The 18,603-nt window shown below is 69.0% G+C and carries 16 protein-coding genes; 5 read left to right on the forward strand and 11 right to left on the reverse strand.

Annotation, left to right across the window (positions count from 1 at the left end; all coding sequences use genetic code 11):
• Positions 1-103 precede the first annotated feature (103 nt).
• Together LZ017_RS20550 and LZ017_RS20555 are read left to right on the forward strand one after the other, a co-directional pair.
• Positions 104-1,654 (forward strand): FAD-binding domain-containing protein, encoded by a 1,551-nt coding sequence (locus LZ017_RS20550; RefSeq protein WP_241398796.1) that lies wholly within the window; start codon positions 104-106, stop codon positions 1,652-1,654.
• A gap of 147 nt (positions 1,655-1,801) precedes the next feature.
• The gene (locus tag LZ017_RS20555; protein WP_241398797.1) at positions 1,802-2,590 is read left to right on the forward strand and encodes an EAL domain-containing protein; all 789 of its coding nucleotides are present in this window, start codon (positions 1,802-1,804) and stop codon (positions 2,588-2,590) included.
• Positions 2,591-2,751: 161 nt separating this feature from the next.
• Here LZ017_RS20555 and guaA read toward each other — a convergent pair whose 3' ends face one another.
• Genes guaA through guaB form a run of 3 tightly spaced genes read right to left on the reverse strand, consistent with a single transcriptional unit; the run spans position 2,752 to position 7,124 of the window.
• Positions 2,752-4,356: a glutamine-hydrolyzing GMP synthase gene (gene guaA / locus LZ017_RS20560; RefSeq protein ID WP_241398798.1), complete on the reverse strand. Its 1,605-nt coding sequence runs from the start codon at positions 4,354-4,356 to the stop codon at positions 2,752-2,754.
• Positions 4,357-4,386: 30 nt separating this feature from the next.
• Positions 4,387-5,646, reverse strand: a complete 1,260-nt coding sequence (locus tag LZ017_RS20565; RefSeq protein ID WP_241398799.1) for an MFS transporter — start codon at positions 5,644-5,646, stop codon at positions 4,387-4,389.
• 5 nt (positions 5,647-5,651) lie between these two features.
• A complete protein-coding gene (gene guaB, locus LZ017_RS20570; protein ID WP_241398800.1) occupies positions 5,652-7,124 on the reverse strand; it encodes an IMP dehydrogenase in 1,473 nt (490 codons plus the stop codon).
• Between the two features lie 118 nt (positions 7,125-7,242).
• Between guaB and LZ017_RS20575 the strand changes: the two genes are divergently transcribed.
• The gene (locus LZ017_RS20575) at positions 7,243-7,773 is read left to right on the forward strand and encodes a DUF4124 domain-containing protein (RefSeq protein WP_241398801.1); all 531 of its coding nucleotides are present in this window, start codon (positions 7,243-7,245) and stop codon (positions 7,771-7,773) included.
• 19 nt (positions 7,774-7,792) lie between these two features.
• On the opposite strand, the gene LZ017_RS20580 is transcribed toward LZ017_RS20575, so the two are convergent.
• A complete protein-coding gene (locus tag LZ017_RS20580; RefSeq protein ID WP_241398802.1) occupies positions 7,793-8,119 on the reverse strand; it encodes an RnfH family protein in 327 nt (108 codons plus the stop codon).
• A complete protein-coding gene (locus LZ017_RS20585) occupies positions 8,106-8,564 on the reverse strand; it encodes a type II toxin-antitoxin system RatA family toxin (protein ID WP_241398803.1) in 459 nt (152 codons plus the stop codon). The genes LZ017_RS20580 and LZ017_RS20585 overlap by 14 nt, the downstream gene beginning before the upstream one ends.
• 58 nt (positions 8,565-8,622) lie before the next feature.
• Here LZ017_RS20585 and smpB point away from each other — a divergent pair, with 58 nt between their 5' ends.
• Entirely contained in the window at positions 8,623-9,087 is a 465-nt protein-coding gene (gene smpB / locus LZ017_RS20590) for an SsrA-binding protein SmpB (protein ID WP_241398804.1), read from the forward strand.
• Here smpB and LZ017_RS20595 read toward each other — a convergent pair.
• From LZ017_RS20595 to LZ017_RS20605, 3 genes are read right to left on the reverse strand one after another with little or no spacing between them, the layout of a single operon-like run.
• Positions 9,067-10,302 carry a PLP-dependent transferase gene (locus LZ017_RS20595; protein WP_241398805.1) on the reverse strand — a complete coding sequence of 412 codons (1,236 nt, stop codon included), beginning with the start codon at positions 10,300-10,302 and terminating at the stop codon, positions 9,067-9,069. The two genes, smpB and LZ017_RS20595, sit on opposite strands and share 21 nt — an antisense overlap.
• A 7-nt stretch (positions 10,303-10,309) precedes the next feature.
• A complete protein-coding gene (gene rimO, locus LZ017_RS20600; RefSeq protein WP_241398806.1) occupies positions 10,310-11,725 on the reverse strand; it encodes a 30S ribosomal protein S12 methylthiotransferase RimO in 1,416 nt (471 codons plus the stop codon).
• Between the two features lie 54 nt (positions 11,726-11,779).
• Complete coding sequence (locus LZ017_RS20605) at positions 11,780-13,336, reverse strand: MFS transporter (protein ID WP_308194094.1); 1,557 nt, start codon at positions 13,334-13,336, stop codon at positions 11,780-11,782.
• 143 nt (positions 13,337-13,479) lie between these two features.
• On the opposite strand from LZ017_RS20605, the gene LZ017_RS20610 reads away from it, so the two are divergent.
• Positions 13,480-14,421: a LysR family transcriptional regulator gene (locus LZ017_RS20610; RefSeq protein WP_241398808.1), complete on the forward strand. Its 942-nt coding sequence runs from the start codon at positions 13,480-13,482 to the stop codon at positions 14,419-14,421.
• A gap of 21 nt (positions 14,422-14,442) precedes the next feature.
• Here LZ017_RS20610 and LZ017_RS20615 read toward each other — a convergent pair whose 3' ends face one another.
• From LZ017_RS20615 to LZ017_RS20625, 3 genes are all read right to left on the reverse strand, one after another.
• The gene (locus LZ017_RS20615) at positions 14,443-16,344 is read right to left on the reverse strand and encodes a potassium transporter Kup (protein ID WP_241398809.1); all 1,902 of its coding nucleotides are present in this window, start codon (positions 16,342-16,344) and stop codon (positions 14,443-14,445) included.
• A gap of 154 nt (positions 16,345-16,498) precedes the next feature.
• Positions 16,499-17,080: a polyhydroxyalkanoate synthesis repressor PhaR gene (gene phaR / locus LZ017_RS20620; protein WP_241398810.1), complete on the reverse strand. Its 582-nt coding sequence runs from the start codon at positions 17,078-17,080 to the stop codon at positions 16,499-16,501.
• 199 nt (positions 17,081-17,279) lie between these two features.
• Entirely contained in the window at positions 17,280-18,407 is a 1,128-nt protein-coding gene (locus tag LZ017_RS20625) for a branched-chain amino acid ABC transporter substrate-binding protein (RefSeq protein WP_241398816.1), read from the reverse strand.
• Between the last annotated feature and the right edge of the window lie 196 nt (positions 18,408-18,603).

An 18,603-nucleotide genomic window follows, 5' to 3' on the forward strand; every position in this document is an offset into this window, starting at 1 on the left:
GGAACGAGTGGCCGACGCCCCAGGGTCGCGGGTGCCCGGCATCGCGACGGCGGCCCTCGTCCGGACCGCCCAGGGCCGCGTCACCGCCGCCTGAGGTCTGTCCATGAGCTACGCCCTGGTCTGGTTCAAGCGCGACCTGCGTATCGAGGACCATGCGCCCCTGGCCCATGCGGCGGCGCAGGGCCCCCTGATGTGCCTCTACATCGTCGAGCCCAGCGTCTGGGCGCAGCCCGACGCGGCCGGCCAGCATTACGAGTTCCTGCTGGAATGCCTGCAGGACCTTGCGGAACAACTGGCCCGGCTGGGCCTGCGCTTGCAACTCGTCCGTGGCGAGGCGGTGGACGTGCTGTCGCGGCTGCGGCAGCAGGCCCCCTTCCACACCCTGATGTCGCACCAGGAGACCGGCAATGCGCACAGTTATGCCCGTGACCGCGCGGTGGCCCGGTGGTGTCGCGAGCAGGGGGTGCGCTGGCATGAATGGCCGCAGCAGGGCGTGGTTCGCCGCCTGCCGTCCCGGGACCTCTGGCTGGCGCAATGGCAGGACTTCATGCGTGCGCGGCCATGGCCCTCCCCCGCACCGGGCGCGGCGCAAGGACGGATCTGGACGGCGGCGACTGAATGCTGGCCCTCCGCGGCCGAGCTCGGCCTGCCGAGCCCGCCAGTGCCGCAGCGACAGCGCGGCGGACGCCATCGCGCGCAGCAGGTGCTGCGGGATTTTCTCGACGAGCGCAGTGCGATGTACCGGAGCGGCTTGTCCTCTCCGTTGACGGCCCCCAGCGCCTGCTCCCGGCTCTCGCCCTATCTGGCCTGGGGCTGCCTGAGCGTGCGCGAGGTGGTGCAGGCCACGCGCGAGCGGCTGCGGGCCCTGGCCGATCGGCCGGATCCGCTCGCGCAGCGTCAGCGCCAGGGCTTGCAGGCCTTCCTGAGCCGGCTGCACTGGCAGGGCCACTTCATCCAGAAGCTGGAATCGGAGCCGGCGCTCGAGTTCCGCTGCCTGCACCCCGGGTATGAGGACCTGCGCGACCCCGAGGCCCACCCCGACCGCCTGGCCGCGCTCATGCAGGGGCGCACCGGGTGGCCGTTGGTCGATGCCTGCGTGGCCATGCTGCGCGAAACCGGCTGGATCAACTTCCGCATGCGCGCCATGCTGGTCTCCGTCGCCGCCTACCCCTTGTGGCTGCACTGGAGACCGGTAGGCCTGTGGCTGGCGCGGCAGTTCCTGGACTATGAGCCGGGCATCCATTGGCCACAGCTGCAGATGCAGTCGGGCACCACCGGCATCAACGCCACGCGCATCTACAACCCGCTGAAGCAGGCGCAAGACCAGGACCCCGAGGGCCGCTTCGTGCGGCGCTGGCTGCCCGCGCTGCGTCGCGTGCCCGACGCCTGGCTGGCCCAGCCCTGGCGCATGCCGGCATCGGTTCAGGCCCGCTGTGGCGTGCGCGTGGGTCAGGACATCGCCGAGCCGCTGCTGGACCTCGAACAGGCCCTGCGCGAAGCGCGGGAGCGCATCCATGCCCGCCGCGCGCAGGCCGAGGTCCGGGCGGCCCGCGCGGCGCTGGTCGAAAAACATGCATCCCGCTCGCCCTGGCGCGACACGCGGGCCACCCGCGCGCCACGGGCGGATGCGCGGCAGCAATGTCTGGACTTTTGAACAGGGCTCGCGGCTGACGCTGGACCTGGATCGGCGCCGACAGCAGGGCCCGTGCATGGCGCCTTGAGACCGGGCTCACCCGCCCTCCGATTTGGGCCATGCTCCAGACTGGGTTAGGCTAGACACCTACCCCCCTCTCCAAAAACCATGGTCTCCCCAGACGGTGCTTCGTATTTCGTGCCCTTCGAAGGCACCCCCGCCGACTGCGCGGCTTGCGCCCGGGGTGACAAACTCGGTTTTCACTTCGATTTCGCGTACCAGCCCATCGTCGATCTGGCGCGGCGCGAGGTCTATGCGAGAGAGGCCCTGGTGCGCGGCCCCGCCGGTGAACCCGCCCGTGAAGTCCTGTCCCAGGTGACCCATGACAACCGGTACCGCTTCGACCAGGCCTGTCGCGTCAAGGCCATCAAGCGGGCTGCCGAACTCGGGCTGGACGAGCACCTGTCCATCAACTTTCTACCCAACGCGATCTACCGCCCCGAGATCTGCATCCGCACGACGCTGGAGGCCGCACGCAGCTTTGGCTTCCCGGTGCAACGGATTATTTTCGAGGTGACCGAGGGAGAGCGTGTACAGGACGGGCCATGGTTCGCGGCCATCTTGCGTGAATACAAGCGCATCGGCTTCCAGACCGCCATCGACGACTTCGGTGCCGGCTACGCCGGATTGAAGTTGCTGGCGGACTTCACGCCCGATCTGATCAAACTCGACATGGACCTCGTGCGCGGCATCGACGCCGACCCCACGCGACGCCACATCGTCAACCATCTGGTCCGGCTGTGCGCGGACTTGCGAACTCTGGTGATTGCCGAAGGCGTCGAGACGGCCGGCGAGCGGGATGCCCTCGCGGACCTTGGCATCACCCTGATGCAAGGATTTTTCTTTGCCCGCCCGCAGTTCCGAGGGCTGGCCGAAGTCGAATGGGGGCCGACCTGATCCGGGCGCGCCCGCGCCCCACCCTCAGACGGCCCGGCGAAGCCGCATGCCAAGGTCTTGGAAATGCGCCCCGCCCAGGCCAGCACCCGGCCGCCCTGCTTCGCTGGGTCGGCCTCGACCGGAAACGGCGCCAGGTTTGACCGCCGTGCCGGACGCCCCTCTCACTCCCACTCGATGGTCGCCGGCGGCTTGCTGGACACGTCGTAGGTCACGCGATTGATGCCGCGCACCTCGTTGATGATGCGGCTGGAGGTGCGCTTGAGCAGGCTGTACGGCAGCTCGGCCCAGTCGGCGGTCATGAAGTCGCTGGTCTGCACCGCGCGCAGCGCGACGACATAGTCATAGGTCCGTCCGTCGCCCATCACGCCCACGCTCTTCACCGGCAGGAAGACGGTGAAAGCCTGGCTGGTCAGTTCGTACCAGGTCTTGCCCGTCGCCTCGTCGCGGGTGTTGCGCAGCTCTTCGATGAAGATCGCGTCGGCGCGGCGCAGCAGGTCGGCGTAGTCCTTCCTGACCTCGCCGAGGATGCGCACGCCCAGGCCCGGGCCGGGGAAGGGATGGCGGTAGACCATCTCGGCCGGCAGGCCCAGCGCCACGCCCAGCTCGCGCACCTCGTCCTTGAACAGCTCGCGCAGCGGCTCCAGCAGCTTCAGGCCCAATTGCTCGGGCAGACCGCCGACGTTGTGGTGGCTCTTGATCGTGGTGGCCTTCTTGGTCTTGGTGCCGCCGCTCTCGACCACGTCGGGATAGATGGTGCCCTGCGCCAGGAAGGTCGCGCCTTTGTGGCCCTGGCCGCTCTGCTTGAGCTTCTCGGCCTCGGCCTTGAACACGTCGACGAACAGGCCGCCGATGATCTTGCGCTTCTTCTCCGGGTCGGTCACCCCGGCCAGTTGGCCGAGGAAGAGTTCGCTGGCATCGACGCGGATCACCCGGGCGTGCAGCTTGCCGGCGAACATGTCCATCACCAGGTCGCCCTCGTTCAGGCGCAGCAGGCCGTGATCGACGAAGACGCAGGTCAGCTGGTCGCCGATCGCGCGGTGGATCAGCGCCGCGGCCACCGACGAATCGACGCCGCCGGACAGGCCCAGGATCACCTCTTCGTCACCCACCTGCTCACGGATGCGGGCCACCGCCTCGTCGATGTAGCTGCCCATCACCCAGTCGCCCTGGCAGCCGGCGATCTCGCGGACGAAGCGGGTCAGCAGCGCCGCGCCCTGCAGCGTGTGCGTCACCTCGGGGTGGAACTGGACCGCGTAATAGCCCTTCTCCTCGTTGGCCATGCCGGCGATGGGGCAGTTGGGCGTGCTCGCCAGCAGCTTGAAGCCGGGCGGCAGCGCGGTGACCTTGTCGCCATGGCTCATCCAGACCTTGAGCATGCCGTGGCCCTCCGCGGTGGCGAAGTCCTGGATGCCGTCCAGCAAGCGGGTATGCCCGTGGGCGCGCACCTCGGCATACCCGAATTCGCGGTGGTCGCTCCACTCCACCTTGCCGCCCAGCTGCACCGCCATGGTCTGCATGCCATAGCAGATGCCCAGCACCGGCACGCCCAGGTCCCACACCGCCTGCGGCGCGCGCAGTTCATGGTCCTCGTAGGTCGAAGCATGGCTGCCCGACAGGATGATGGCCTTGGGCGCGAACTCGCGCACGAAGGCATCGCTGACGTCGTTCGGGTGGATCTCGCAGTAGACATGCGCCTCGCGCACGCGACGCGCGATCAGCTGCGTCACCTGGGAGCCGAAGTCGAGGATGAGGACTTTGTCATGCATGGGCTGCAAGGGTCTTAGACCCGTCAAGGTTCAGGAAGTCTGCGGCAGCGCCTGGGCTTGGCCCAGGCGGCTGAAGTGGCGCCAGGCGATCAGCAACGAGCACAGCTGCAGCACGGCGCAGAAATAGAAAGGCGCTCCGATGCGCCAGTCGCCCTTGGGCAGCTCGGCGACGAAGTACATCAAGCCGGAACCGATCACCGGCGCCAGCACCGCCATCACGCTGTTCAGCGACGCGACCGCGCCCATGGTCTGGCCCTGGGTCTTGGCGTCGGCGGCGTTGGAGATCAGGCTTTGCAGCGCGGTCGAGGCGGCGAAGCCCAGCACGTTGATCACGATGACGGCATACATCATCCAGCCCTGCGACGCGGCACCCCACAGCAGGTTGGCCAGCACCGCCGAGGCCAGGCCCATCAGCACCAGGCGCGACGCCGAGAAGCGCTTGAGCAGGCGCGGCAGCAGAAAGCCCTGCACAAGCACCGACATCACGCCCACCGCGAACAGCGACAGCCCGTTGTCCTTGGGCCCCCAGCCAAACTTGAAGCCGGTATACAGCACCCAGCTGGTGTGCAGCACCAACTGCGCCAGACCCGACAGCGCGATCACGCCCACCAGCAGGCCCACGCCCTTGAGCCCGGTGAGCTTCTTCAGCGCCGAAACCGGGTTGGCGGTTTTCCAGTCGAAGGGGCGGCGGTGGTCCGCCGCCAGCGACTCGGGCAACACGAAGAAGCCATAGGCCCAGTTCACCAGCGCCAGCGTGCCGGCGACGTAGAACGGCAGGTGCAGGTTGATGTCGCCCAGCAGCCCGCCCAACACCGGCCCGAGGATGAAGCCCATGCCGAAAGCCGCGCCCAGCATGCCGAAGCGCTTGGCGCGGTCTTCGGGCGCGGTGATGTCGGCCACGTAGGCGTTGGCGACCGCGGCATTGGCCTGCATCGCGCCGGACAGCAGCCGCACCGCGACCAACATCCACAGCGCGGTCGCGGCGGCGGTGACGAAGAAGCTCAGCGCCAGCCCGGAGAAGCCGATCAGCATCACCGGCCGACGGCCGTAGCGGTCGGACAGCGCGCCCAGGATGGGCGAACCGAAGAAGTTGGCGATCCCGAACGCGAAGGTCACGGCCAGGTAGGCCAGCGTGTGTTCGGACGGGGTGCTTGCGAATGTGCCCACCAGCGGCGGCAGCACCGGGATGATCAGGCCGATCGACACCATGTCGATCAGCACCGCGATCAGGATGAACGACATGGCGGCCTTGCGGCCGCCATGCGAGTCGGTGGAAACCGAGTCGGTCAAGAGACTCACTCCAAACGGTAGTTGGGCGCTTCCTTGGTGATCTGCACGTCGTGCACATGGCTCTCGCGGATGCCCGCCGAGGTGATCTCGACGAACTCGGCGCGCTCATGCATCTCGGCGATGCTGGCGCAGCCGCAATAGCCCATGGAGGCGCGCAAGCCACCGGCCATCTGGTAGACGATCGCGATCATCGAGCCCTTGTAGGGCACGCGGCCTTCGATGCCCTCGGGCACCAGCTTGTCCGCGTTGGGATTCGTGGTCTCGTCGTTTTCCTGGAAGTAGCGATCGGCCGAGCCGGCCTTCATCGCGCCGATCGAGCCCATGCCGCGGTAGCTCTTGTACGAGCGCCCCTGGTACAGGATGACCTCGCCGGGCGCTTCCTCGGTGCCGGCGAACATGCCGCCCATCATCACCGTGCTCGCGCCAGCGGCGACGGCCTTGGCGATGTCGCCCGAGTAGCGGATGCCGCCGTCCGCGATCAGCGGCACGCCGGTGCCCTTGAGCGCGGTGGCGACATAGTCGATCGCGGTGATCTGCGGCACGCCGACGCCGGCGACGATGCGCGTGGTGCAGATCGAGCCGGGGCCGATGCCCACCTTCACCGCGTCGGCGCCGGCCTCGACCAGCGCCAGCGCCGCGGCGCCGGTGGCGATGTTGCCGCCGATGACCTGGACCTGCGGGTAGTTCTTCTTGACCCAGCGCACGCGCTCGATCACGCCGGAGCTGTGGCCATGCGCCGTGTCCACCACGATGGCGTCCACGCCGGCCCGCACCAGCAGCTCCACGCGCTCTTCGGTGCCCTCGCCCACGCCGACCGCCGCGCCCACGCGCAGCTTGCCGTGCGCGTCACGCGCGGCGTTGGGGAAGTTGGTCTGCTTGGTGATGTCCTTCACCGTCATCAGGCCGCGCAGCTCGAAGGCGTCGTTGACCACCAGCACGCGCTCCAGCTTGTGCTTGTGCATCAGCGCCTTGCCCTCGTCCAGCGAGGCGCCTTCCTTGACCGTGATCAGGCGCTCGGCCGGCGTCATGATCTCGCGCACCGGCGCCTCCATGCGGGTCTCGAAGCGCAGGTCGCGGCCGGTGACGATGCCCACGACCTTGCTGCCCAGCAGCACCGGGAAGCCGGAGATGCCGTGCTGCTCGCTGAGCTGCTTGACCTGGCGCACCGTGGTCTCGGGCGTGATGGTGATCGGATCACGCAGCACGCCGGATTCGTAGCGCTTCACGCGGGCCACCTCGGCCGCCTGCTGCTGAGGCGTCAGGTTCTTGTGCACGATGCCGATGCCGCCTTCCTGGGCGATCGCGATCGCCAGGCGCGCCTCGGTCACGGTATCCATCGCCGCCGAAACCAGAGGCAGGTTCAGCCGGATGTCGCGGGTGAATTGGGTGGCAAGACTGGTGTCGCGCGGCAACACCTGGGAGAACGCCGGCACCAGCAACACATCGTCGAAGGTGAGCGCTTTTCCGAGTAGGCGCATGAGGGAAGCTCCAGACGCAAAGGCGCATTATAGAGAAGCCGCGGCGCTACACTTGATGGGGCTCCCGGAAATCCCGTCCGGAGACCTCCGTTCACAGCTCCGCCCCCCCTGTCGCGCCATGACTCTTCAACGCACGCACCGCCCCTCGCTGCGAGTCCTGACCCCGGCCCTGCTGCTCGTGGCCATGGCTCTCGCCGCCGGCTCCGCCCATGCGCAGGCGCAATGGAAATGGCGCGATGCCCAGGGGCGCGTGCAGTACAGCGACCGCCCGCCGCCGCCCGAGGTGCAGGACAAGGACATTCTCGTGCGCCCCGTCAGCCAGCCGGCGCGTGTGGTGGTGTCCCCGGTCGGGGCCGCGACCCCCAAGCCGGCATCGGCCCCGGCTTCCTCGGCCCGGCCCGGTGAGGACCTCAGCTCGCGCGACCGCGTCGCGCAGCAGGAAGCCGCCAAGCAGCGCGAGGAAGAGCGCAAAGCCGCCGAGCTGCGCGCCGAAAACTGCCGGCGCGCCCAGGCGCAGTTGCGCATGCTCGAGGAAGGTGTGCGCCTGGCCCGCACCAACGACAAGGGCGAACGCGAAATCCTGGACGACCAGCAGCGCGTCGACGAGACCCGCCGCGTCAAGGCCGTGATCGCCGCCGAGTGCCGCTGAAGCCGCTGAGCGCCTCCAGCTAGCGCTTGGGGCCCAGCGGCCGGTGCCGCGTGACGATGCGCTTGCCGCTGGCCTGGTAGCGCTGGCGGCGCGCCTCCTTGGGGTCGACGGTCAGCGGCCGGTAGACCTCCACCCGGTCCGCGTCACGCAGCGGCGCGTCCAGCGGCTGCAGCCGCCCCCAGATGCCGGTCCTGAGTTCGCCCAGCGGCATGGCCGCCGCGAACCAGCCGGTGGCCCGCAAGGCGTCGACCAGCCGGGCGCCGGCGGCCAGGGTCAGGTCTTGCTCGCGCAGCTCGCCCGGCGACGGGCTCCACAGCACCTGCACGCGCAGCTCAGCGGACGCCATAGACCTGCTCGGCCCGCTTCACGAAGCTGTCGACGAAAGTGTTGGCGATGCGGTCGAACACGGGCGAAACGACCACCTCCAGCGCCTTGCTGCTGAACGCATAGCGCAGGTCGAACTCGACCTTGCAGGCCTGCGCGTCGCCCTCCGCGCCCGGCTTGCCCAGCGGCAGGAACTGCCAGACGCCGTCCAGCAGCGAGAACGGCCCGTCGACCAGGCGCATCTCGACCTGGCGGTCCGTCTGCTGGGTGTTGCGCGTGGTGAAGGCATGGCGCACGCCGCCATAGGCCAGCGACAGCTTGGCCGTCATGCCGTCCTCATGTTGCTCCAACACCTGGGCCGATTCGCACCAGGGCAGGAACTCCGGATAGCGCTCCACCGAGGTGACCAGCTCGTACATCTCGCGCGGCGAGTACCAGAGGAGGACTGACTTCCGAACTTGCTTCATGGTGCTTCTTACAATGCCGGGATTGTATTGGCGCCCCCGCGCCCCCAGATTGAGCCCTATGTCCATTGCAGAAAACCGCCGCGCCCGATTCGAATACCACATCGAGGAGCAGTTCGAGGCCGGCATCGTGCTCGAGGGCTGGGAGGTCAAGGCGATACGGGCCGGCCAGGTGCAGCTGCCCGATGGCTATGTGGTCATCCGCGAGGGCGAGCTCTTCATGATCGGATGCCGCATCAACCCGCTGCGCACCGCCTCCACCCACGTCCATCCGCAGGCCGACCGCACGCGCAAGCTGCTGATGAGCCGCGCCGAGATCCGCCGCCTGATCGGCAAGGTCGAGCAGAAGGGCTACACCCTGGTGCCGCTGGACCTGCACTACAAAAACGGACGCGTGAAAGCGGAAATCGCGCTCGCCAAGGGCAAGGCCCAGCACGACAAGCGCGAAACCGAAAAGAAGCGCGACTGGGAGCGCGAGAAGGGCCGCCTGATGCGGCACAAGGTCTCAGGCCCCGCGAAGGACTGAGAGCGCGCGCGCCAGGTCGGCCTGCAGGTCGTCCGCGTCTTCCAACCCGATGGCGAAGCGCACCAGGGTCTGGCCCTCGAAGGGCAGGCCCAGCGAGCGGCTGCGGCTCAGGTCGTAGGGCACGGCCAGGCTCATCGGACCGGCCCAGGAATAGCCGATGCCAAAGCGCTGCAGCGCATCGACGAAGGCGTCCACCTGCCGCGCCGTGTAGCGCGGCTGGAAGGCCACCGAGAACAGGCAGGCCGCGCCCGCGCTGCTCTGCTGCAGCCAGTGCTCGTGGCCGGGCGACCCCGGCAGCGCCGGATGAAAGACCTTCGCCACCTCGGGCTGCGCGGCCATCCACTGCGCCAGCCGGCGCGTCGTCGCGTCCTGGTGGGCATAGCGCAGCGCCAGCGTCGGCAGATTGCGCAGCACCAGCTCGACGTCGTTCTGCCCCAACCCGTAGCCCAGGTGCTCGTGCATGTCGTTGAGCCGTTCGTGCAGCGCCGCGTCGCGCGTGCAGACCGAGCCCATCAACACGTCCGCGCCGCCGGAGGCGTACTTGGTCAGCGCCTGCATGGAGATGTCCACGCCCAGGCCCGGTTCGGCCCGCGGCAGCAGATCGAAGGGGCGGAAGGCCACGCCCGACCCCCAGGTGTTGTCCAGCGCGCTGACGATGCCGCGCGCCTTGCAGGCACGCACCAGGCCCGCCATGTCCGGGAACTCCAGCGTGATCGAGCCGGCCGCCTCGATCCACACCAGGCGCGTCTTCTCACCCAGCATGGCTTCGAAGGCCGGCAGGTCCAGCGGGTCGTAGAAGCGGTGCGTGATGCCGAAGCGCGGCAGCATGTTCAGCGTCAGATGGCGGTTCTGTCCATAGACGTTGTCGGGCAGCAGCACCTCGTCGCCGGGGCGCAGCAGCGCCAGGCTGACCAGCGTGATCGCGGCCAGGCCGCTGGGCACCAGCAGGCAGTGCTCGGCGCCCTCCAGCGTGGCCACGCGCGCGCACAGCGTGTAGCTGGTGGGCGTGCCATGCAGGCCATAGCGGTAACTCTTGCCGTCGCGCGGCTTGTAGTGATGCAGGTCCGCGGTGTCGCGGAACAGCACGGTGGAGGCCTTGGCCACCGGTACCGGCATCGCCGACCACCCTTGCGGCGGACGGTAGGGGTGGTGGACCAGCTGGGTGCTCAGGCCTTCGGCGGCCGGCGCGGTCTCGGGGCGGTCGGAATGGCTCATGGCGGCCTCAGAGCGGCAAGGCGACCAGGTCATGCCCTTCGGCGGCGACGATGCGCGCGCGGGTGAACTCGCCCACGCGCAGCTGCTTGCTCGCCTTCTCGGGCGGCAGCAGGCGCACGCTGCCATCGATCTCCGGGGCATCGGCATACGAGCGCCCCACCCCGCCCTTGCGGCCCAGCGCCGGCGCGGAATCGATCAGCACCTGCATGGTCGCGCCGACGCGGCGCTGCAGCTTGGCGATGGACACCTGTTCGGCCACCGCCATGAAGCGCGCGCGACGCTCCTCGCGCAGCGCGTCCGGCAGCGCGCCGGGCAGCGCGTTCGCACCCGCGCCCTCGATCGGCGAATAGGCGAAGCAGCCAGCGCGGTCGATCTGCGCTTCCTGCATGAAGTCCAGCAGGGTCTGGAATTCTTCCTCCGTCTCGCCCGGGAAGCCCGCGATGAAGGTGGAGCGGATCACCAGCTCCGGGCAGATCTCGCGCCAGCGCTGGATGCGCTCCAGGTTTTTCTCGCCGTTGGCGGGCCGCTTCATGCGCTTGAGCACGTCTGGGTGGGCATGCTGGAAGGGCACATCCAGGTAGGGCAGGATCAGCCCTTGCGCCATCAGCGGCAGCACCTCGTCCACATGCGGATAGGGATAGACGTAGTGCAGCCGCACCCAGGCCCCATGCGCCTGGGCCAGCTCGCCCAGCTGCGCCACCAGGTCGAACATGCGCGTCTTCACCGGCTTGCCGTCCCAGAAGCCGGTGCGGTACTTCACGTCCACGCCATAGGCGCTGGTGTCCTGGCTGATCACCAGCAGCTCCTTGACGCCGGACTCGAACAGCGCGCGCGCCTCCGACAGCACGTCGCCGATCGGGCGCGACACCAGGTCGCCGCGCATGCTGGGGATGATGCAGAAGCTGCAGCGATGGTTACAGCCCTCGCTGATCTTCAGGTAGGCGTAGTGCTTGGGCGTCAGCTTGATGCCGGCCACGCCGCGCGCCTCCGGCACCAGGTCGATGAAGGGATCGTGCGGCTTGGGCACGTACGTGTGCACCGCGTCCATCACCTCCTGCGTCGCATGCGGCCCGGTCACGGCCAGCACGCTGGGATGCATCTCGCGCACCAGGTTGCTGCCCTCGCCCGCATGGCCCGCCTTGGCGCCCAGGCAGCCGGTGACGATCACCTTGCCGTTCTCGGCCAGCGCCTCGCCGATGGTGTCCAGGCTCTCCTTCACCGCGTCGTCGATGAAGCCGCAGGTGTTGACGATCACCAGGTCCGCGCCGGCAAAGGTCTTGGAGGTCTCGTAGCCCTCGGCGCGCAGCTGGGTCAGGATCAGCTCGGAGTCGGTGAGCGCCTTGGGGCAACCCAGGCTGACGAAGCCGATCTTGGGAGCAGCGGCCTGCTTGCCGGCGGAGGTGTCGTAAGTCGTTGATTCCATTTGAGTTCCGCCGGGCGACCTGGCTGAAGAGCTGGGCCGGTATTGTATGCGAGCCTACCGGATGGGCTGGCGCTCCAGGGCTTCCAGGCCCGCCCCGGATGCAGGGTCGCGGACGCGCTCACGACGTTCCGGATGGCGCAGGAAGACCAGCACCACCAGCGCGGTCAGCACCGTGACGGCGGACAGCCCCTGCAGCAAGCGCGAGAACGCGTCCTCGTAGGCCTGGACCAGCACGTCCGGCGTCAGCCCGGCCTGCAGCTGCAGGGCCTCGGCCAGCCGGCCGGCGGCGAGCAGCTCCGCGGTCGCGGGCGCGCCGGGCAGTGCGGCCAGCCGCTGCTGGATGAGGCCGGCCAGCACGGCGCTGACCAGGGCCAGCGCCACGCCCTCGCCCGCGACACGGGTGGTGCTGAAGATGCCCGCGGCCATGCCGGCGCGCTCCACCGGGACGACGCTGACCGCCAGCCCGTCCATCAGCCCCCAGGGCAGGCTGATGCCGATGCCGATCAGCGCCATCGCCGGAATCGCCGTCATCCCGTGGCGAGCCTGGGCCAGCCACAGCAGGCCGGCCGCCGCCACCAGCAAACCGGCGCCGCAGAGCACGGCCGGCGAGCACCAGCGCGTCGCCCGCCCGGCCGCCAGCGGCAGCACCAGCAGCGGCGCCGACAGCGCGGCCATCAGCCAGCCCGTCAGCCCCGGCGCCATCCCCTCGATGCCGGCGAAGCGGATGGGCAGCAGCACCAGCAACACCACGAAGGCATAGGCCGGCGCCGCCGCCAGCAGCTGGATGCCGATGAAGCGGCGATAGCGGAACAGCGACAAATCCAGCATGGGCGCCGGCGAGCGGCGCTCGATGCCGACGAAAACGCCGAACAGCAGCGCCGCCACGGCCAGACCCGCGAGCACGAAGCGGTCCGCCCCGCCGCTCTGCGCCGACAGCAGCACGGCGCAGGTCAGCGCCGTCAAGGCCAGCATGAAGACCAGCGCGCCGGCCCAATCAAAGGCGCCGGCCCCGGGGTCGCGCGATTCGCGCATGGCATTCAGGCAGAGCAGCACCGCGCCCAACATCAGCACCAGGACCAGCGCGAAGATGGCGCGCCACCCCCAGGCCGCCGCCAGCGCGCCGGCCGTGAGCGGCCCCAGCACCAGCCCCATGCCGAAGCTGGTGCCCAGCCAGCTGAACGCCCGGGTGCGCGCCTCGCCGTCGAACTCCTGCGCCAGCGCGGCGGCGCCGCCGGCGAAGATGGCCGCGCCAGCCACGCCCTGCAGGCCGCGCAGCAGGTTGAAGCTCCACATGCCGGGCGCAAACGCCAGCGCCAGCGACGCCACCAGGAACAACGCCGCGCCGGACAGGAAGACGCGCCGCCGCCCGAGGCGATCGGCCAGCGCGCCCGCGGTGAGCAGGCAACTGCCGAAGGCCAGCATGAAGGCGTTGGTCACCCAGGCCAGCGCGGCCGCGGAGGCCGACAACTCGTCCGCGATGCCACCCAGCGCGACCGCCGGCCCGGTGAAGACCATGGGCATGGCCGCCGACGCCATGCAGACGGAGAGCAGCACCCGGCGTTGCCGGCGGCGCTCGGACGAAAGAGCAGGAACAGGGGCAGACAGGGACATCGTCGTGGCCGGACCTGGGGCCCGGCGCCGTGGTTGAAGTCCATTGAAGATACGATGTCCGCATTCATCAAATACAGCGGCGATATTCCCTTCAACCAGGAACCAAACGCTCTAATTAAACCCAGCCCCTCCCACTCGTCGCCATGGATTCCTCTTCCACGTCCAGCTTTTCCGGCCTACTGGCCTTTGTCCGCAGCGCCGACCTGGGCAGCTTTGTCGCGGCCGGGCGGGCGCTGGGCATCTCCGCGTCCGCTGTGGGCAAGGCAGTCACGCGGCTGGAACAGGAGCTGGGCGTGCGTCTGCTCCAGCGCAGCACACGCCGCATCGCGCTGACCGACGAGGGGCGCCAGTTCCATGAGCGCTGTCGGCGCATCCTGGACGACCTGGATGACGCACGCACCATGGTCTCGCAGGCCGCCGGCGCGCCGCGCGGCCGGCTGCGGGTCAGCGTCCCCATCGTCACCTACCACCTGCTGCTGCCGCTGCTGCCCGACTTCCTGGAGCGTTACCCCGAGATCGAGCTGGATATCGACTTCAACGACCGCCTGGTCGACCTGATCGACGACAGTGTGGACATCGCGATCCGCAGCGGCGACCTGCCGGACTCGCGGCTGGTCAGCCTGCCGCTGTGGCACTACCGGACCGTGCTCTGCGCCTCGCCCGCCTACCTGGCGCGCCGCGGCCTGCCCACCCGCGTGAGCGAGCTGGACCGGCACGACGGCATCCGCTTCCGCTTCCCCAACTCTGGCCGCCTGCTCGACTGGCCCTTGGGCACGGATGAGCACGGCTCGGAGCCGCCCGCGCTGCGGCTGCGCCGCAGCCTGGTGTTCAACAACATGGAGGCGGTCCGCGGCGCGGCGCTGGGCGGGCTGGGCATCGGCTGCATGCCCGACTTCCTGGTGCGCGAACCGCTGGAGAGCGGCGCGCTGCGGCTGGTGCTGGAACTCGACCCGCGCCCCAGCGGCCGCTTCCGCGCGGTCTGGCCCAGCAGCCGCCACCTGTCGCCCAAGGTCCGCGTCTTCGTCGACTTCCTGCGCGAACGGCTCAGGGCCGCGGAGCCACCCCCGCGTCGGCGCGCCGGCTGAGCCTCGGGGGCCGGCGGGACCTCACAGCTGCACGCGCGAGCCCAGCTCGATCACGCAGTTGTCCGGCAGGCGGAAGTAGTCCGCGGCACTGCTGCCGTTGCGCGCCATGGCGGCGAACAAATGGCGCCGCCAGCGCGCCATGCCGGAGCGACTGGGGCCGCCATCCGGCACCACCACGTCGCGGCTGAGGAAATAGGACGCCAGGAAGGGATCGAACTGCAGGTCGTGGCGCGCGCAGCGCCCCAGCGCCAGCGGGATGTTGGGCTCGTCCTTGAAGCCATAGCGGATCTGCACGCGCCAGAAGCCGGCCGGCAGCGCCTCCACCTCCAGCTGCTGGTCCTCCGGGATGTAGGGCAGTACCTCAAAGCGCACCGTGACGAGGATGTTGTACTGGTGCAGCAGCTGGTAGTGCTTCAGGTTGTGCAGCAGCGCGGCGGGCACGGTGTCGGTCTGCGGCGTCGGGTAGACCGCGATGCGCTGTGGCCGCGGCCCGGTCTGGCCCTGCGCCAGCGCCTGCAGGAAGGGCAGCAGCGGCGGGTCGTCGCCCAGCACATGGGCATTGAGCCGCTCGCGCCCCAGGCGCCAGGTAGCCATCACCAGGAACAGCGCCAGCCCCAGTGCCAGCGGGAACCAGCCGCCCTGCAGCAGCTTCAGCGAGCAAGACAGCACCAGCACCGCGTCCACCAGCAGGAAGCCCGCGGTCGCGGCCCAGGCCAGCGCGGGCGGATAGTTCCAGGCATACCGGACGACGAAGAAGGTCAGCACCGTGGTGATCAGCATGGTGATGGTCACCGCGATGCCATAGGCCGAGGCCAGCGCGGAGGAGCTCTCGAAGCCCAGCACCGCCAACAGCACCGCGACGAGCAGCGTCCAGTTGATCGCGGGCAGATAGACCTGCCCCATCGCATGCGCCGAGGTGTAGACCACGCGCATGCGCGGCAGCAGGCCCAGCTGGATCGCCTCCTTGGTCAGGGAGAAGGCGCCGGAGATCACCGCCTGCGATGCGATCACCGAGGCCAGCGTGGCCAGCAGCACCGCCGGCAGCATCAGCGCCGACGGGAAGAGGCGGAAGAAGGGGTTGTCGATCGCCGACGGGTCGTGCATCAGCAGCGCCCCTTGCCCCGCGTAGTTGAGCGCCAGCGTCGGCAGCACCAGCGTGGTCCAGGCCAGGCGGATGGGCTTCTTGCCGAAATGGCCCAGATCGGCGTAGAGCGCCTCCGCCCCCGTCAGCGCCAGCACCAGCGCGCCGACGAGCAGGAACAAGGACCAGCCGCGCGCCTGCAGAAAGCCCAGCCCATGCAGCGGGTTGAGCGCCTGCAGGATCTGCGGCTGCTGCAGGATCTGCATCAGCCCGGTGCCACCCAGCACCAGGAACCACAGCAGCATCACCGGGCCGAACAGCACGCCCACCGTCGCCGTGCCATGGCGCTGGATCAGGAACAGCCCCACCAGCACCACCAGCGAGATCGGCATCACGAAAGGTTTGAGCACCGGGGTCAGGATCTCCAGCCCCTCGACCGCGCCCATCACCGAAATGGCCGGCGTGATCACGCTGTCGCCATAGAACAGCGCGGCACCGCAGACGCCCACCAGCAGCAGCGTGCGCCGCCGCGCCGGCGTGTGGCCCGCCGCGCGCACGGCCAGCGCGGTCAGCGCCATGATGCCGCCCTCGCCGCGGTTGTCGGCACGCAGGATCAGCACCACGTACTTCAGCGTCACCACCAGCATCAGGGCCCAGAAAATGGCCGAGACGGCACCGATGATGTCCGGCGCCTGCAGCTGCACGCCGTTGGCGGGGTTGAGCACCTCGCGCATGGTGTACAGCGGGCTGGTGCCGATGTCGCCATAGACCACGCCCAACGCGCCCAGCGCCAGGGCTGCCGCGCCCTGCCGGGCACCATGGGGAGGGGAGTGTTCAGCCATGCCGCAACGGCGTCGCCAGAGATGACGGCGACTATCGCACGAGGCGCAAGGCGCCATCGAGAGACCGGACGGCAACTGTGGCGGGCAAGCGCCACAATTTCATGGGAGGCGCGAGAACGGTCCGCGCGAAAATATAGCGATCGCTATATTTGAATCACTTCTTCGCGGGCGGGAATCCCGGCATGCCGGGGAACAGGCTGCCGGCCTGTTGGAACTGCTCCTGCATCTGCGAGAACAGGTTCTTGGACTGCGCCATGTAGTTGCCCATCAGGCCCTGCATCACCGGCGCCTGGGCACTCATGAACTGGGTCCACAGCTCGGGGCTGAAGGCCAGGCCCTTGCTCTGCTCGGCGAACTTCTGCTGCAGATCGGTGAAGGCCTGCATGTTCTGCTCGAGATAGGCGCCCATCACGCCCTGCATCGCATGGCCGTAGAAGCGGATGATCTGCTCCAGCGCCGAGGTGCTGAACATGGGCACGCCGCCGGTCTCCTCCTCGAGGATGATCTGCAGCAGGATGGAGCGGGTCAGGTCCTCGTTGCTCTTGGCGTCGCGCACCTCGAAGGACTGGCCCTCCAGCACCATCTTCTTCACGTCGGCCAGCGTGATGTAGCTGCTGGTCTGCGTGTCGTAGAGGCGCCGGTTGGGATATTTCTTCAGCACGCGCGGCCCCTTGGCGGCACTGCCTGCCTCTTCGCTGCCGGTGGCTGCTGTCTTGCCGCGACGGGCCGTGACCATGGTGTCTCCTCTTCTGCTCCTGGCGGGATTCTAGGCGGCGCTTCGCCGCCTCCCCGGTCGGTGTTTCCCCCGTGGGCGAGCGCCGCCCCGCCCGCTGGCGGCGAACACAAAAAAGCCCGGGGCGCCGCCTGGCGCTCCGGGCAAGAGAATGCCGATCGATAGGCGCGGGCGGCAACGCGCCGCCCGGGCCAGGCGCCGATCAGCGCACCACGCCTATGGCTTCGCGCTTGCCGCCCTTGAAGGTGTAGAGCGTCAGCGCGCCATTCTTGATGTCGCCCTTGCTGTCGAAGGCGATCGTGCCGGTCACGCCCTTGTAGCCTTCGGTCTTGGCCAGCGCCGGCAGGTACTTCGCGGGTTCGGCCGAGCCGGCCTTCACCATGGCCGCCACCATCAGGTTGACGGCGTCGTACACGTAAGGCGCGTAGATCTGCACGTCGACGTTGTACTTCTGCTTGAACCGGACCTTGAACTCGTCCAGCGACTTCTTCGATTCGCCCTCGACGCCACCGGCCTCGGCGCAGACCACCTGCTCGTCACCCATGGTGCCGGCGGACAGCTTGGGCAGCTCGCCGGTGCAGACGCCGTCGCCGCCCATGAACTTGGCGCTGATGCCCAGCTGCTTCATCTGGCGCAGCATCGGGCCGGCCACCGCGTCCATGCCGCCGAAGAACACCACGTCGGGCTTCTTCGCCTTCAGGCTGGTCAGGATGGCGGTGAAGTCGGTCGCCTTGTCGTTGGTGAACTCGCGGCCCACCACCTTGCCGCCGGAGGCCTTCACGCCCTTCTCGAACTCGTCGGCCACGCCCTGGCCATAGGCCGTGCGGTCGTCGATCACGGCGATGTTCTTGCCCTTCAGCTGGGTCACCGCGTACTTGCCCAGCGTGCCGCCCAGGTGCACGTCGTCGGCGACCACGCGGAAGGTGGTCTTGTAGCCGTTGCGGGTGAACTTGGGGTTGGTGGCCGAGGGCGAGATCTGCGGGATGCCCGCGTCGCTGTAGACCTTGGACGCCGGGATGGAGGTGCCGGAGTTCAAATGGCCGATGACGCCGTTGGCTTTGGAATCCACCAGCTTCTGCGCCGCGGCCGTGCCCTGCTTGGGGTCGCCGGCATCGTCTTCGGCCAGCAGTTCGAACTTGGCCTTCTTGCCGCCGATGGTCACGCCCTTGGCGTTGAGCTCGTCGATCGCCATACGGGCGCCCAGCTCGTTGTCCTTGCCCAGGTGAGCGACCGCGCCGCTGGTGGGGCCCACGTGGCCGATCTTGACGATCAGTTCCTGCGCCGAAGCGGCGCCCGACAGCAAGGCTGCGGCCGCAGCAACGGCCAGCATCACGGGAAGCTTGTGGTTCAAGTCTGTCTCCTGAAGGTGGTCCGGCGGGTCACCGAGCGCGCGGGCGGGCGCTCTCGCCGGACCGGGGGCTCGCGCCCCAGAAGCCCGCACTGGAAAACTCGGTTCGCGCCGGCACCGCCGGCGCGGCATGCGAAGGCCTCACTCGCCCAGATAGGCGGCGCGCACCTTGGGGTCA

Origin of the sequence: Pelomonas sp. CA6 (genome assembly GCF_022549225.1) — a bacterium.
GTDB lineage: Bacteria > Pseudomonadota > Gammaproteobacteria > Burkholderiales > Burkholderiaceae_C > Roseateles.